The sequence below is a fragment of the Nocardioides sp. GCM10027114 genome, from assembly GCF_042659625.1.
In the GTDB taxonomy this organism is placed as follows: domain Bacteria; phylum Actinomycetota; class Actinomycetes; order Propionibacteriales; family Nocardioidaceae; genus Nocardioides.
Genome location: NZ_JBHSSS010000002.1, coordinates 181,374 through 195,588 on the forward strand (window position 1 = coordinate 181,374; position 14,215 = coordinate 195,588).

Genomic DNA, 14,215 nt, shown 5'->3' on the forward strand with positions numbered 1-14,215 from the left:
GGCTTCGCGGTGTTCCTGGTGTCCGAGGGGGGACTTGAACCCCCACGCCCTAATACGGGCACTAGCACCTCAAGCTAGCGCGTCTGCCAATTCCGCCACCCGGACGAGTGCGTGAGAACTGTAGCGCAGCAAGGGCGGAAGCCCCGCATCGGCCCCCCGGGTCCCCGAGGACCTGGACGGCAGGGCCGCCGAGCACGTGGATGACATGCTGGCTCCATGGGGAACACGAGCGAGGACCGACCGTACGACCCGGCCGCCGAGGTCGTGGAGCTGTGCCGCGACCTGATCCGGATCGACACCACCAACTACGGCGACGTCGAGGGCCCGGGGGAGCGCAAGGCGGCGGAGTACGTCGCCACGCTGCTCGACGAGGTGGGCATCGAGAGCCGGATCGTGGAGTCCGAGCCCGGGCGTGCCTCCCTGATCGCGCAGTGGGGCGGCCAGGGTGCCGGCCAGGAGGACCCGCGAGGCGGCCTGCTCCTCCACGGCCACCTCGACGTGGTCCCCGCGGCCGCCGAGGACTGGCAGGTCGACCCGTTCTCCGGGGAGATCCGGGACGGCTACGTGTGGGGCCGCGGCGCGGTCGACATGAAGGACTTCGACGCGATGCTGCTCGCGACGGTCCGCGCCCGGACCCGCGCCGGGCGGGTGCCGAGCCGCCCGATCACCCTCTGCTTCACCGCCGACGAGGAGGCGGGCGGCCACAAGGGCGCCGAGGTGCTCGTCGACCGGCACCGCGACCAGCTCGAGGGGTGCACGGAGGCCGTCGGCGAGGTGGGCGGCTTCTCGGCCACCGTCAACGGCCGCCGGCTCTACCTCATCGAGGCCGCCGAGAAGGGCATGGCCTGGATGCGGCTGACCTCCCGGGGCCGCGCCGGCCACGGCTCGATGATCAACCGCGAGAACGCCATCACCGACCTCACCGCCGCCGTTGCCCGGATCGGCGCGCACGAGTGGCCGGTCCGGTTGACGCCCACGATGAAGGTGCTGCTGGCCTCCGTCGCCGAGCTCGTCGGCACCGAGGCGACGCCCGAGAACGCCGAGTCGCTCATCGAGGAGTTCGGGGGAGCGGCGCGGATGCTGGGCGCGGTGATCCGCAACACCGCCAACCCGACCATGCTCGACGCCGGCTACAAGGTGAACGTCATCCCCACCGAGGCGACCGCCCACGTCGACGGCCGGTTCCTGCCCGGGTTCGAGGACGAGTTCTTCGCCACCCTGGCCGAGCTGTGCGGCGAGAACGTCGAGATCGACTTCGTCTCCCACCAGCAGCCGTGGGAGGTGCCCTACGAGGGCGAGATCGTCGACGCGATGACCCGCGCCCTGCTGGCCGAGGACCCCGACGCCGTCGTGGCGCCGTACCTCATGAGTGGCGGCACCGACGCCAAGCACTTCAACCGGCTCGGCCTGCGCTCCTACGGCTTCGCGCCGCTGCGGCTTCCGGCCGACCTCGACTTCACGGCGCTGTTCCACGGCGTGGACGAGCGGGTGCCCGTCGACGCGCTGGAGTTCGGCGCGCGGGTCTTCGACCGGTTCCTCGACGACGCCGCCGGCTGACCGCCGGCCCCGGGGACCGGCTCAGGCGGTGCGGACGGCCCGGATGATCTTGCGCCGCAGCACGACGCGCCGGGTGCCGTCGGCGGCGACCCGCACCCGGTCGAGCTCCCAGCCGCCGTGCTCGGCGCGTTCCACCAGCAGCTTCGTCACGACGTTGCGGGGGTACTCCCGCGAGAACGTCACCTTGTCGAACTCCCACTCGACCCGGCGGCCGAGTGGGCGGAGCGTCGCACGGGCAGCCACGTCACTCTCCTGAAACGTCGTCCAGCGCTTCCACGATCTCCTGCGGGAGGCACAACTCCTCGACCCCCAGCAAACCACGGAGCTGGGCGGCTGTCCGGGCTCCGACGATGGGAGCGCTGACTCCGGGACGGTCCCGGACCCAGGCCAGGGCCACCTCGGCGCACGACCAGCCGAGCCCGTCGGCGGCCCGCGCCACCGCCTCGACGATCCGGGAGGACCGGTCGGTGAGGTAGCTCTCCACGAAGTTGGCGAAGTGCGGCGATGCCGCCCGCGAGTCGGACGGCGTACCGGTGCGGTACTTGCCGGTGAGGACGCCGCGGCCCAGCGGGGACCACGGGAACACACCGAGGCCGAGCGCCCCCGCGGCCGGCATCACCTCGTGCTCGACGTTGCGGTTGAGCAGGGAGTACTCCACCTGGGTCGAGGCGAGGGTCGCGCGGCCAGGGACGGCCCGCTGCCAGGTGGCGGCCTGCGCCGTCTGCCAACCGGTGTAGTTGGAGATCCCGACGTACGACGTCCGCCCGCTGGTCACGGCGTAGTCGAGGGCCGACAGGGTCTCCTCGAGCGGGATGTCGTCGACCCAGGTGTGGACCTGCCACAGGTCGACGTGGTCGACGCCCAGCCGCTTCAGCGACGCGTCGAGCGTGGTGATCAGGTGGCCGCGCGAGACGTTGGTCTCGCGGACGCCGCGCCGGCGGGAGATGCCGGCCTTGGTGGCGATGACGACCTCGTCGCGGGCGACGACGTCGCCGATGAGGGTCGCGATCAGCTCCTCGGAGGCGCCGTCCCCGTAGCCGGCCGCGGTGTCGAGGAGGGTGCCGCCCGCCTCGGCGAAGGCGATGAGCTGGTCACGGGCCTCGTGCTCGTCGGTGTCACGTCCCCACGTGAGCGTGCCGAGTCCCAGACGCGAGACCTGGAGGCCGGTGCTGCCCACGGTGCGATGCTGCATGGGCAGAACCGTAGCCGTAGGGTTGCGCACCGTGGTGGACCTCCTCAAAGCCGTCTTCCTCGGGATCCTGCAGGGACTGACCGAGTTCCTGCCCATCTCCAGCAGCGCCCACCTGCGGATCTTCCCCGAGCTGTTCGGGTGGGGGGACCCGGGCGCGGCCTTCACGGCCGTGGTGCAGATCGGCACCGAGCTCGCCGTCCTCATCTACTTCCGCAAGGACATCTGGCGCATCGGCTCCACCTGGACGAAGTCGCTGTTCAAGGCGGAGTACCGCGGTCATCTCGACTCGCGGATGGGCTGGTTCATCATCATCGGCTCGCTGCCGATCGTGGTCCTCGGCATCCTGCTCAAGGACATCATCGAGAAGGACTTCCGCAACCTCTGGATCATCGGCACCACGCTGATCGCCCTAGGCCTGGTCCTCGGCCTCGCCGACCGCGTCGGCAGCAACCGGCGCCAGATCCGCGACCTGAGCCTGCGCGACGCGATCCTCATGGGCTGCGCCCAGGCCATGGCGCTGATCCCGGGCGTGTCCCGCTCGGGCGCGACGATCTCGATGGGCCGCTTCCTCGGCTACGAGCGGGCCGCGGCGACGCGGTACGCCTTCCTGCTGGCCATCCCGGCGGTGGTCGGGGCCGGGCTTTTCGAGCTGCCGGAGATCCCGCACGGCGACAACAGCTACGGCTGGGGCCCCACCATCCTGGCCACCGTCGTGTCGTTCGTGGTGGGGTACGCCGCCATCGCCTGGCTGCTGCGCTACGTCTCGACCCACTCCTACCTGCCGTTCGTGCTCTACCGGGTCGGCCTCGGCTCGCTGACCCTCGCCCTGCTCGCAGCGGGGGTGCTCTCGGCCTGAGTGGCCCCCCGAGTGCCCTAGGCTCCGCGGCATGGCAACCGTGATCCTCGTGCGCCACGGCCGGACCACCGCCAACGCCGAGGGCGTCCTCGCAGGCCGGCTCCCCGGCGTACGGCTGGACGACGTCGGCACGGAGCAGGCGCAGCACGTCGCCGAGCGGCTGGCCGGCGTCCCGCTGGCGGCGCTGGCGACCAGCCCCCAGGAGCGGTGCCGGCAGACCGCGAAGGCGATCGCGTCGGGCCACCCGGCCGCCCCACGGCTCGTCACCGACCGCGGGCTCAGCGAGTGCGACTACGGCGACTGGCAGGGCCGCCCGCTCAAGGAGCTCGCGAAGGAGCGGCTCTGGGGCACGGTGCAGGCCCAGCCGTCGGCCGTCACGTTCCCCGGCGGTGAGTCGATGCCGGCGATGCAGGCGCGCGTCGTCGCCGCCGTGCGCGCCCGCGATGCGGCCGCCGAGGCCGAGCACGGGCCCGGGGCGGTCTGGGTGGCCGTGACCCACGGCGACCTCGTGAAGGCTGTGCTCGCCGACGCGCTCGGCATGCACCTCGACCTGTTCCAGCGCATCCACGTCGACCCCGGGTCGGTGTCGGTGGTGCGCTACACCGGCTCGCGGCCGTTCGTGCTCGCGAGCAACACGTACGCCGGGGATCTCGGCTGGCTCGCCCCGCCGAAAGGCCGTCGGCGGCGTCGCAGCGACGACGCCGCGGTCGGGGGAGGGGCCGGCCCTTCCCGGCACCCCTAGGGTGGGTGCCATGCCTCCCCTCGTCCACGGCTTCGACCCGCCGGAAAGGTTCGTCACCGGCACCGTCGGGTCCCCCGGCCAGCGCACCTTCTTCCTCCAGGCACGCAGCGGCAAGCGGCTGGTCACCGTGGCCCTCGAGAAGCAGCAGGTGGCCGCGCTCGCGCAGCGGATCGACGAGCTCCTCGACGAAGTGATGGCCGCCCACCACGGCGACCCGGTCGTGCCGGCCGTCGCCCCCGTGGCCCTCGAGGACACCGACCCGCTCGAGCAGCCGATCGAGGAGGAGTTCCGCGCCGGCACCATGACACTGTCGTGGGACCCGGCCGACCAGCGCGTGGTCATCGAGGTCTTCCCCTTCACCGAGGCCGCCGTGGTCTCGCCGGAACAGGTCGACGAGGACTTCGAGGAGCCCGAGCCCGACGAGCTGCTGCTCGTGCGGATCTCGCCCGGCGCCGCCCGCGCCTTCGTCAAGCGGGCCGAGCAGGTGCTCGAGGCCGGCCGGCCGAGCTGCCCCTTCTGCGGCAACCCGATCGACCCCGACGGCCACCTGTGCGTGCGGGCCAACGGGTTCCGGCGCCAGGACCCGTGAGCGCGCCCGACCCCGGGGGCGGAGAGCTGGTCCTCCAGGGCCGGATCATGCCGGCGTCGAACGCCACGTTCGTCGCCGAGATCGACGGCGTGCGCGTCGTCTACAAGCCGGTCGCGGGCGAGCGGCCACTCTGGGACTTCCCCGACGGCACCCTCGCGCGGCGCGAGGTGGCGTCGTACCTCGTGTCCGAGGCGCTGGGCTGGGACGTCGTCCCGCGGACCTGGCTGCGCGACGGCCCGGCCGGCCTCGGGATGGTCCAGCTGTGGCGGGAGCCGGACGAGGGCCAGTCGGCGGTCGACATCGTGCCCGAGGGGCAGGTCCCGGCCGGCTGGCACCACGTGTTCGACGGGGTCGACGGCCACGACCGGCCCGTCTCGCTGGTCCACGAGGACACCGAGCCGCTGCGCCGGATGGCGGTGTTCGACGTGCTGGTCAACAACGCCGACCGCAAGGGCGGGCACGTGCTGGCCATGCCCGGCGGGCACCGCCACGGCGTCGACCACGGCGTGACCTTCCACACGGACCCCAAGCTGCGGACGGTGCTCTGGGGCTGGGCCGGGGCAGCGGTCCCGGACGAGGACCTGGCTCGGGTGCAGCACGTCCACGACGCGGTCGACGGCGAGCTCGGCGAGCGGCTGTGCGAGCTGCTCGACGAGCCCGAGGTGCGGGCGCTGGCGCGGCGCTGCTCGCGGCTGCTGGCCGCCGGGACCATGCCCGAGCCGCACGCCCACGGACCGGTCATCCCGTGGCCGCCGTTCTGACCACCCCCGGATAGGCTCCGCACATGCGTAGCTGGTCCGCCCCGGACGTCCCGGCCCTCCGCGTCCCCGGGCCGCCCGTCCGCCTCCACGACACCGCCACCGGCCGCCCGGTGACGACCCGGCCGGAGGGGCCCGCCCGGCTCTACGTCTGCGGGATCACGCCGTACGACGCCACGCACCTCGGCCACGCCGCGACGTACGTCGCCTTCGACCTGCTCAACCGCGCCTGGCGCAGCGCCGGCCACGCCGTGACCTACGTGCAGAACGTCACCGACGTCGACGACCCGCTGCTCGAGCGCGCCACCAAGGTGGGGGCCGACTGGGCCGAGCTGGCCGAGCGGGAGACCGAGCTCTTCCGCGAGGACATGGTGGCGCTGCGGGTGCTGCCGCCCGACCACTACATCGGCGCGGTCGAGTCGATCCCGCTCGTCGTCGAGCTGATCCACCGGCTGGAGGCCGCCGGCGCCGTCTACCGGGTCGAGGACGACCTGTACTTCTCGGTGACCGCCGACCCCGCGTTCGGCGAGGTGTCCGGCTGGGACCGCGACCAGATGCTCCGCATCTTCCCCGAGCGCGGCGGCGACCCCGACCGCGTCGGCAAGAAGGACCCGCTCGACTGCATCGTGTGGCGCGCCGAGCGGCCCGGCGAGCCGGCCTGGGACAGCCCGTTCGGCCGTGGCCGGCCCGGGTGGCACATCGAGTGCACGGCGATGGCCGTGGAGTTCCTCGGCAGCGCCTTCGACGTGCAGGGCGGCGGCAGCGACCTCGTCTTCCCGCACCACGAGATGTGCGCCGGTGAGGCGCAGGTGGCGGTGCCGGGGGAGCGGTTCGCCCAGGTCTACGCCCACGCCGGCATGGTCGGCTACGACGGCGAGAAGATGTCGAAGTCGCGCGGCAACCTCGTCTTCGTCTCCCACCTGCGGCGCAGCGACGTCGACCCGATGGCGATCCGGCTGGCCCTGATGCGGCACCACTACCGCAGCGACTGGGAGTACGCCGACCAGGAGCTGTGGGCGGCCGTCGACTCGCTCACCGAGTGGCGCCGGGCGCTGTCGCTGGGCGCGGGTGCGCCGGCCGGTCCGGTCGTCGCCGAGGTCCTCGACGCGCTGGCCGACGACCTCGACGCGCCGCGCGCGGTGGCCGCCGTCGACCGCTGGGTGGGCGCCACGCTCGGCCGTGACGGCCTCGCCGACACCAGCGACCCCGAGGCGGCGGTCACGCTGCTGCCGGTGCTCGACGCCGCGCTGGGCCTGTCGCTGCTGTAGCGGTCAGTCCTCGTCGTCGCGGCGCTTGAGGTAGCGCTCGAACTCCCGGGCGATGGCCTCGCCCGAGGCCTCGGGCAGGTCGGTCGTGTCCCGCGTCTCCTCGAGCGCCCGGACGTAGTCCGCGATGTCCTCGTCCTCCTCGGCGAGCTCGTCGACGCCGCGCTCCCAGGCCCGCGCCTCCTCGGGGAGGTCGCCCAGCGGGATGCTGATCTGGAACAGGTCCTCGAGCTGGCCGATCAGCGCGAGCGTGGCCTTGGGGCACGGCGGCTGGGCGACGTAGTGGGGGACGGCCGCCCAGTAGGAGACGGCCGGGATGTCGAGGCGCACGCACGCGTCCTGGAAGACGCCCACGATCCCGGTGGGGCCCTCGTAGGTGGACTGCTCGAGCTTGAGCCGGTCGACGAGGTCGGGCTCGGTCGCCGTCCCCGTGACCGGGATCGGCCGGGTGTGCGGCGTGTCGGCCAGCAGCGCCCCCAGGGTGACGACCAGCTCGCCGCCGAGCTCGTCGCAGGCCGCGAGGAGCTCGGCGCAGAACTGCCGCCAGCGCATGTTCGGCTCGATCCCGCGGACGAGGATCACGTCGCGGTCGAGGTCCGGCGGGGAGGCGATCGCGATCTGGGTGCTCGGCCAGGTGATGCGGCGGTGGCCGTTCTCGTCGGTGCCGACCACCGGGCGGTTGACCTGGAAGTCGTAGAAGTCCTCGGGGTCCATGGCCGCGACGGTCCTGGCGTCCCAGACCTTGATGAGGTGGTCGACCACCGAGGACGCGGCATCGGCGGCGTCGTTCCAGCCCTCGAAGGCGGCGATGACGACCGGGTCGACCAGGTCGGCTGTCTCCTCGATCTCGATCACGCGACCACCCTAGTTGCCGCACCGACCCGACCCCGGGCCGACCGGCCGACGATTTCGCGGCGCCGGTGGGGGCTGCCACGATGTGGGCACCCGTGCCAGCATGCGAAATGGGCGTCCACGTTCCGGACGCGTGTTCCTAGGCTGGTGGTTCACCGCCGCGAGAGGAGTGCCGTGTCCCAGTCGCTGCGTCCGGACGCCACCGAGATGCTCACCCGACTCCTCCGGGAGCGGGTGCTGCTGCTCGACGGCGGCATGGGCACGCTCATCCAGGGCTACGCGCCGGGGGAGGCGGAGTTCCGGGGGGAGCGGTTCGCCGACTGGTCCCACGACGTCAGGGGCAACAGCGACCTGCTGAACCTGACGCAGCCGGGGATGATCGCCGAGATCCACAGGGCCTACCTCGAGGCCGGGGCGGACATCCTCGAGACCAACACCTTCACCGCCACCTCGATCGCCCAGGCCGACTACGGCATGCAGGACCTCGCCTACGAGATCAACCTCGCGGGGGCGCGGCTGGCCCGCGAGGCCGCCGACAGCGTGGCGACACCGGACCGGCCACGCTTCGTGGCCGGCTCGATCGGCCCGACCAACCGGACCGCCTCGATCTCGCCGGACGTCAACGACCCCGGCGCCCGCAACGTCTCGTTCGACGACCTCGTCGCGGCCTACCTCGAGCAGGCCCGAGGCCTCGTCGACGGTGGCGCCGACCTGCTGCTGGTCGAGACGGTCTTCGACACGCTCAACGCCAAGGCGGCCGTCTTCGCGCTCGAGTCGCTCTTCGAGGAGCACGGCCGCCGCTGGCCGGTCATGATCTCGGGCACCATCACCGACGCCTCCGGCCGCACCCTGTCCGGCCAGGTCACCGAGGCGTTCTGGAACTCCGTGCGGCACGTCCGCCCGCTGGCGATCGGCCTCAACTGCGCGCTCGGCGCGGACGACCTCCGCCCGTACGTCGCCGAGCTGAGCCGGGTCGCGGACACGTTCGTGTCGGTGCACCCCAACGCCGGTCTGCCCAACGCCTTCGGCGAGTACGACGAGTCGCCCGAGCAGATGGCGACCACCGTCGGCGAGTTCGCCGCCAGCGGCCTCGTCAACATCGTCGGCGGCTGCTGCGGCACCACCCCCGAGCACATCGCCGCGCTCGCCGCGGCCGTGGCCGACGCCGAGCCGCGTACACCGGCCGACCCGCAGCCGGCCATGCGGCTCGCCGGGCTCGAGCCGCTCGCGATCACCGCCGAGAGCCTCTTCGTCAACGTCGGCGAGCGGACCAACATCACCGGGTCGGCGCGCTTCCGCAAGCTCATCAAGGACGCCGACTACGACACGGCCCTCACCGTCGCCGCGCAGCAGGTCGAGAACGGTGCCCAGGTCATCGACGTCAACATGGACGAGGGCATGATCGACGGCGTCGCCGCGATGGACCGCTTCCTCAAGCTGGTCGCGAGCGAGCCCGACATCAGCCGGGTGCCGGTGATGGTCGACTCCTCCAAGTGGGAGGTCATCGAGGCCGGCCTGAAGTGCGTCCAGGGCAAGCCGATCGTCAACTCCATCTCCCTCAAGGAGGGCGAGGAGGCGTTCGTCGCGCAGGCGGCGCTGTGCCGCAAGCACGGCGCGGCCGCCGTCGTGATGGCCTTCGACGAGGACGGCCAGGCCGACAGCCTCGCCCGCCGGACCGCGATCTGCGAGCGGGCCTACCGCATCCTGACCGAGCGGGTCGGGTTCCCGGCCGAGGACATCATCTTCGACCCCAACGTCTTCGCCGTGGCGACGGGCATCGAGGAGCACGCGTCGTACGGCCGCGACTTCATCGAGGCCACCCGCTGGATCAAGCAGAACCTCCCCGGGGCGCTGGTCTCGGGCGGCATCTCCAACGTGAGCTTCTCGTTCCGCGGGAACAACCCCGTCCGCGAGGCGATCCACGCGGTGTTCCTGTTCCACGCCATCGAGGCGGGCCTGGACATGGGCATCGTCAACGCCGGTGCGCTGGCGGTCTACGACGAGGTCGACCCCGAGCTGCGCGAGCGTATCGAGGACGTCGTCCTCGACCGTCGCGCCGACGCGGCTGAACGGCTCCTGGAGATCGCCGAGCGGTACAACCGCACCGGCGAGGCGGACGAGGCCGCCGAGGAGGAGTGGCGCTCGATGCCGCTCGGTGAGCGGATCACCCACGCCCTCGTCAAGGGCCTCGACGCCCACATCGAGGACGACACCGAGCTGCTGCGCGCGGAGATCGCGGAGCGGGGCGGCCGCCCGATCGAGGTCATCGAGGGCCCGCTGATGGACGGCATGAACGTCGTCGGCGACCTGTTCGGCTCCGGCAAGATGTTCCTCCCGCAGGTCGTGAAGTCGGCCCGCGTGATGAAGAAGGCCGTCGCCTACCTCATCCCGTTCATCGAGCAGGAGAAGGCCGCCGACCCGGCGCTCGCCTCGGCCAAGGACACCGACGGCACGATCGTCATGGCCACGGTCAAGGGCGACGTCCACGACATCGGCAAGAACATCGTCGGCGTCGTGCTGCAGTGCAACAACTACGAGGTGGTCGACCTCGGCGTGATGGTGCCGGCCCAGAAGATCCTCGACACGGCCGTCGAGATCGGGGCCGACGCCGTCGGGCTGTCGGGCCTCATCACCCCCTCGCTCGACGAGATGGTCAACGTCGCCTCGGAGATGCAGCGCCGCGGCCTCGAGATCCCGCTGCTCATCGGCGGCGCCACGACCTCCCGTGCCCACACGGCCGTGAAGGTCGACGGGAAGTACGACGGCCCCGTGGTCTGGGTCAAGGACGCCTCCCGGTCGGTGCCGACGCTGGCGGCGCTCCTCAGCGACGCCCGGCGCCCGGCCCTCCTGGACGGGATCCGCGAGGACTACGACGCGCTCCGACGCCGCCACGCCGCGAAGCACGACCGCCCGATGGTGACGCTCGAGCAGGCCCGCGAGCGGCGTACGCCCGTCGACTGGGAGGGCTACGTGCCGCCGGCGCCCAAGGCCCCGGGCGTGCACGTCCTGGCGGACTACGACCTCGCCGAGCTGCGCGAGTTCATCGACTGGCAGCCGTTCTTCAACGCCTGGGAGATGAAGGGGCGCTTCCCCGACATCCTCCACAACCCGGCCACCGGCGAGGCGGCGCGGTCGCTCTACGAGGACGCGCAGCGGATGCTCGACCGGATCGCGGAGGAGCGCTGGCTGACCGCCCGTGGTGTCTTCGGGTTCTTCCCGGCCGCCGGGGTCGGCGACGACATCGAGCTGTACGCCGACGACTCGCGCGAGCAGGTCCTGACGGTGCTGCACCACCTGCGCCAGCAGGGCGAGCACCGCGAGGGTGTGCCCAACCGCGCGCTCTCCGACTTCGTCGCGCCGCGCAGCAGCGGCCTGGCGGACCACGTGGGCGGCTTCGCCGTGACGGCCGGGATCGGGCTGCCCGAGCGGATCAGGGCGCTGAAGGAGGCGAACGACGACTACGCCGCCATCATGCTCGAGGCGCTGGCCGACCGGCTGGCGGAGGCGTTCGCGGAGCGGCTCCACCAGCGCGTCCGCACCGAGTTCTGGGGCTACGCGCCCGACGAGTCGCTGGACAACGACGCGTTGATCGCCGAGCGCTACAGCGGCATCCGGCCCGCCCCCGGGTACCCCGCGTGCCCGGAGCACACCGAGAAGCTCACTCTCTGGGAGCTGCTCGACGTGGAGCGCACGACCGGCATCGAGCTCACCGAGAGCATGGCCATGTGGCCCGGCGCGTCGGTCTCCGGCTGGTACTTCTCCCACCCCGCCTCGCAGTACTTCGTCGTCGGCCGTCTCGGCCGCGACCAGGTCGCCGACTACGCCGAGCGCAAGGGCTGGACGCTGGCCGAGGCCGAGAAGTGGCTCTCGCCCAACCTCGGCTACGACCCCGATGACTGAGTCGGCGGTCCCGGCGGGGATCATCGGCCGGGATGACTGACTACGCAGCCGTCCTGTGGGACATGGACGGCACCCTCGTGGAGACCGAGCCCTACTGGATCGCCGCGGAGTACGAGCTCGCGGAGAAGTACGGCGGCACCTGGAGCCAGGAGCACGCCCTCAACCTCGTCGGCAACGACCTGCTCGACTCCGGGCGCTACATCCGCGAGCACATGGGCATCGACCTCGAGCCCGCCGAGATCGTGGAGCAGCTGCTCGCCAGCGTCACCCGACAGGTGGAGCAGGCGGTGCCGTGGCGACCGGGGGCGCGGGAGCTGCTGGCCGACCTGCGCGCGCACGGCGTGCGCTGCGCCCTGGTGACCATGTCGTGGCGCACCTTCGTGGCGCCGGTGCTCGCGGCCCTGCCCGAGGGCACCTTCGAGGCGGTGATCACCGGGGACGTGGTCTCGCACGGCAAGCCCCACCCCGAGCCCTACCTCAAGGCCGCCCGCGACCTCGGTGTCGAGCCGGCCGACTGCCTGGCGGTCGAGGACTCCAACACCGGCGCCCGGTCGGCGGAGGCCGCCGGCTGCACCGTGCTGGTGGTGCCCAACCACGTCCCGGTGCTGCCGGGGGAGCGACGCGTGTTCGCCGACTCGCTGGCCGGGTTCACCGCCACCGCGCTGCCCGTCCTGGCACAGCTCCGCAGCCAGCCTCCCGGGCGCAGTGCACCGTGTGACGCGGGTCGCACCCCCTGACGCAATGTGGCCCGTACCACGTGTACGGTCGTGGGCACTTGTCCTCGGGTCCCTCAGGGGGCGCGATCAGTCATGACTGCGTGAGGTGGAGACAATGCGTCCATTCGGCAAGAAATTCCGGCTCGGAACGGTGGGGCTCGCGGCTGCGGCCGTGGTCCTGACCGGGTGCGCTGAGAGCGAGCGTGACGGCGGGGAGGGCGGCAGCGGCGAGTCCGGCGGCACCTTCGTGTTCGCCGGGGCTGCGGAGCCCGAGCTCCTCGACCCGGCCTTCGCCTCCGACGGCGAGAGCTTCCGGGTCGCCCGCCAGATCTTCGAGGGGCTCGTCGGCACCGAGCCCGGCACGGCCGACCCGGCCCCGCTGCTCGCGGAGTCCTGGGAGGTCAGCGAGGACGGCCTGACCTACGACTTCCAGCTCCGCAGCGGCGTGAAGTTCCACGACGGGACCGACTTCGACGCCGAGGCCGTGTGCTTCAACTTCGACCGCTGGTACAACTTCCCCGAGGGCGTCCAGAGCGACGACTTCGCCTACTACTACGGCAAGCTCTTCCGCGGCTACGCCACCGGCCCGAAGGCGGGCGAGGGGATCTACGAGTCGTGCACGACCGACGGCGACGACAAGGTCACCGTCGAGCTGAACAAGCCGTTCGCCGGCTTCATCGCCGCGCTGTCGCTGCCCGCGCTGTCCATCCAGAGCCCGACCGCCCTGGAGAAGTACCAGGACGACTCGGCCGGCAACGTCAACACGACCGAGTACTCCACGGCCCACCCGACCGGCACCGGCCCGTTCCAGTTCGAGTCGTGGGACCGCGGCAACCGGATCACCCTCGCCCGCTTCGACGACTACTGGGGCGAGAAGGCCCTCGTCGACAAGGCCGTCGTCGTCGCGATCGACGACCCCAAGGCCCGTGCCACCGCGGTCGAGACCGGCGAGGTCGACGGCGCCGACCTGATCGGCCCGGCAGACGTCGTGCCGCTCGAGGAGGCCGGCATGCAGATCCTGGCCCGCGAGCCGTTCACGGTGCTCTACCTCGGCATGAACCAGAAGACCCCGCTCCTGAAGGACATCAAGGTCCGGCAGGCGATCGCGCACGCGATCGACAAGGAGGCCGTCGCGGCGGCGTCGCTGCCGGAGGGTGCCGACCTCGCCACGCAGTTCATGCCCGACTCGGTCGTGGGCTGGTCCGACGAGGTCACCCAGTACGAGTACGACCCGGAGAAGGCGAAGCAGCTCCTCAAGGAGGCGGGCGCCGACGGGGCCACGCTCGACTTCAACTACCCGACCGACGTCAGCCGTCCCTACATGCCCTCGCCCGAGGACACCTTCAACGTGCTGCGCAGCCAGCTCGAGGCCGTCGGCCTGAAGATCAAGCCGGTCGCCGACGTCTGGTCCCCGGACTACCTCGACCGGGTCACCGGCTCCGCCGACCACGACCTGCACCTGCTCGGGTGGACCGGTGACTACAACGACTCCGACAACTTCGTCGGCGTCTTCTTCGGCACCGAGACCGCCGAGTTCGGCTTCAAGAACGAGGAGCTCTTCGACAAGCTGGCCCAGGCCCGCGGCGTCCCGACCATCGAGGAGCAGACCCCGCTCTACGAGGAGATCAACCAGGACGTCATGGACTTCCTGCCCGCCGTGCCGATCGCCCACCCCGCCCCGTCGCTGGCCTTCGGCCCGGACGTCGAGGGGTACGTGACGAGCCCGGTCAACGACGAGGTCTGGAACACCGTCACCGTCCAGTGACGGCTCCTGCCTCTTCCTCCTCC

Annotated in this window: 12 protein-coding genes and 1 tRNA gene; 9 read left to right on the forward strand and 4 right to left on the reverse strand. The window is 71.9% G+C overall.

All coding sequences use genetic code 11. The features are described from left to right. Window positions 1-16 precede the first annotated feature (16 nt). Window positions 17-105, reverse strand: a tRNA-Leu gene (locus tag ACFP2E_RS01420). 111 nt (window positions 106-216) lie between these two features. Here ACFP2E_RS01420 and ACFP2E_RS01425 point away from each other — a divergent pair. Next, complete coding sequence (locus tag ACFP2E_RS01425) at window positions 217-1,557, forward strand: M20/M25/M40 family metallo-hydrolase (RefSeq protein ID WP_378521844.1); 1,341 nt, start codon at window positions 217-219, stop codon at window positions 1,555-1,557. Window positions 1,558-1,578: 21 nt separating this feature from the next. Here the strand turns inward: ACFP2E_RS01425 and ACFP2E_RS01430 are convergent, their stop codons facing one another. Both ACFP2E_RS01430 and ACFP2E_RS01435 read right to left on the reverse strand, forming a co-directional pair. After that, complete coding sequence (locus ACFP2E_RS01430; protein WP_378521845.1) at window positions 1,579-1,800, reverse strand: DUF5703 family protein; 222 nt, start codon at window positions 1,798-1,800, stop codon at window positions 1,579-1,581. Between the two features lies 1 nt (window position 1,801). Further along, complete coding sequence (locus tag ACFP2E_RS01435) at window positions 1,802-2,749, reverse strand: aldo/keto reductase (protein ID WP_378521846.1); 948 nt, start codon at window positions 2,747-2,749, stop codon at window positions 1,802-1,804. A gap of 34 nt (window positions 2,750-2,783) precedes the next feature. On the opposite strand from ACFP2E_RS01435, the gene ACFP2E_RS01440 reads away from it, so the two are divergent. Genes ACFP2E_RS01440 through mshC form a run of 5 tightly spaced genes read left to right on the forward strand, consistent with a single transcriptional unit; the run spans window position 2,784 to window position 6,962 of the window. Further along, a complete protein-coding gene (locus ACFP2E_RS01440; protein ID WP_378522004.1) occupies window positions 2,784-3,605 on the forward strand; it encodes an undecaprenyl-diphosphate phosphatase in 822 nt (273 codons plus the stop codon). Between the two features lie 31 nt (window positions 3,606-3,636). Then, the gene (locus ACFP2E_RS01445) at window positions 3,637-4,347 is read left to right on the forward strand and encodes an MSMEG_4193 family putative phosphomutase (RefSeq protein WP_378521847.1); all 711 of its coding nucleotides are present in this window, start codon (window positions 3,637-3,639) and stop codon (window positions 4,345-4,347) included. Window positions 4,348-4,357: 10 nt separating this feature from the next. Beyond that, the gene (locus ACFP2E_RS01450; RefSeq protein ID WP_378521848.1) at window positions 4,358-4,936 is read left to right on the forward strand and encodes a DUF3090 domain-containing protein; all 579 of its coding nucleotides are present in this window, start codon (window positions 4,358-4,360) and stop codon (window positions 4,934-4,936) included. A gap of 47 nt (window positions 4,937-4,983) precedes the next feature. Then, entirely contained in the window at window positions 4,984-5,697 is a 714-nt protein-coding gene (locus ACFP2E_RS01455; RefSeq protein ID WP_378522005.1) for an SCO1664 family protein, read from the forward strand. A gap of 23 nt (window positions 5,698-5,720) precedes the next feature. Beyond that, window positions 5,721-6,962, forward strand: coding sequence for a cysteine--1-D-myo-inosityl 2-amino-2-deoxy-alpha-D-glucopyranoside ligase (gene mshC / locus ACFP2E_RS01460; RefSeq protein WP_378521849.1), 1,242 nt, complete (start codon window positions 5,721-5,723; stop codon window positions 6,960-6,962). Window positions 6,963-6,965: 3 nt separating this feature from the next. On the opposite strand, the gene ACFP2E_RS01465 is transcribed toward mshC, so the two are convergent. Continuing rightward, complete coding sequence (locus ACFP2E_RS01465) at window positions 6,966-7,814, reverse strand: PAC2 family protein (protein ID WP_378521850.1); 849 nt, start codon at window positions 7,812-7,814, stop codon at window positions 6,966-6,968. Between the two features lie 204 nt (window positions 7,815-8,018). Here ACFP2E_RS01465 and metH point away from each other — a divergent pair, with 204 nt between their 5' ends. The 3 genes from metH (at window position 8,019) to ACFP2E_RS01480 (ending at window position 14,192) form a co-directional block, all read left to right on the forward strand. Then, window positions 8,019-11,711 carry a methionine synthase gene (gene metH / locus ACFP2E_RS01470; RefSeq protein ID WP_378522006.1) on the forward strand — a complete coding sequence of 1,231 codons (3,693 nt, stop codon included), beginning with the start codon at window positions 8,019-8,021 and terminating at the stop codon, window positions 11,709-11,711. A gap of 32 nt (window positions 11,712-11,743) precedes the next feature. Further along, window positions 11,744-12,448: an HAD family hydrolase gene (locus tag ACFP2E_RS01475; protein ID WP_378521851.1), complete on the forward strand. Its 705-nt coding sequence runs from the start codon at window positions 11,744-11,746 to the stop codon at window positions 12,446-12,448. 94 nt (window positions 12,449-12,542) lie between these two features. Further along, window positions 12,543-14,192: an ABC transporter substrate-binding protein gene (locus ACFP2E_RS01480; RefSeq protein ID WP_378521852.1), complete on the forward strand. Its 1,650-nt coding sequence runs from the start codon at window positions 12,543-12,545 to the stop codon at window positions 14,190-14,192. Window positions 14,193-14,215 lie beyond the last annotated feature (23 nt).

Excerpts from the sequence above, each read along its gene's own strand:
- ACFP2E_RS01425 (WP_378521844.1), top strand. The coding sequence starts at position 217 with ATGGGGAACACGAGCGAGGACCGACCGTACGACCCGGCCGCCGAGGTC.
- ACFP2E_RS01435 (WP_378521846.1), bottom strand. The coding sequence starts at position 2,749 with ATGCAGCATCGCACCGTGGGCAGCACCGGCCTCCAGGTCTCGCGTCTG.
- ACFP2E_RS01445 (WP_378521847.1), top strand. The coding sequence starts at position 3,637 with ATGGCAACCGTGATCCTCGTGCGCCACGGCCGGACCACCGCCAACGCC.
- ACFP2E_RS01450 (WP_378521848.1), top strand. The coding sequence starts at position 4,358 with ATGCCTCCCCTCGTCCACGGCTTCGACCCGCCGGAAAGGTTCGTCACC.
- ACFP2E_RS01455 (WP_378522005.1), top strand. The coding sequence starts at position 4,984 with ATGCCGGCGTCGAACGCCACGTTCGTCGCCGAGATCGACGGCGTGCGC.
- mshC (WP_378521849.1), top strand. The coding sequence starts at position 5,721 with ATGCGTAGCTGGTCCGCCCCGGACGTCCCGGCCCTCCGCGTCCCCGGG.
- metH (WP_378522006.1), top strand. The coding sequence starts at position 8,019 with ATGCTCACCCGACTCCTCCGGGAGCGGGTGCTGCTGCTCGACGGCGGC.
- ACFP2E_RS01475 (WP_378521851.1), top strand. The coding sequence starts at position 11,744 with ATGACTGACTACGCAGCCGTCCTGTGGGACATGGACGGCACCCTCGTG.
- ACFP2E_RS01480 (WP_378521852.1), top strand. The coding sequence starts at position 12,543 with ATGCGTCCATTCGGCAAGAAATTCCGGCTCGGAACGGTGGGGCTCGCG.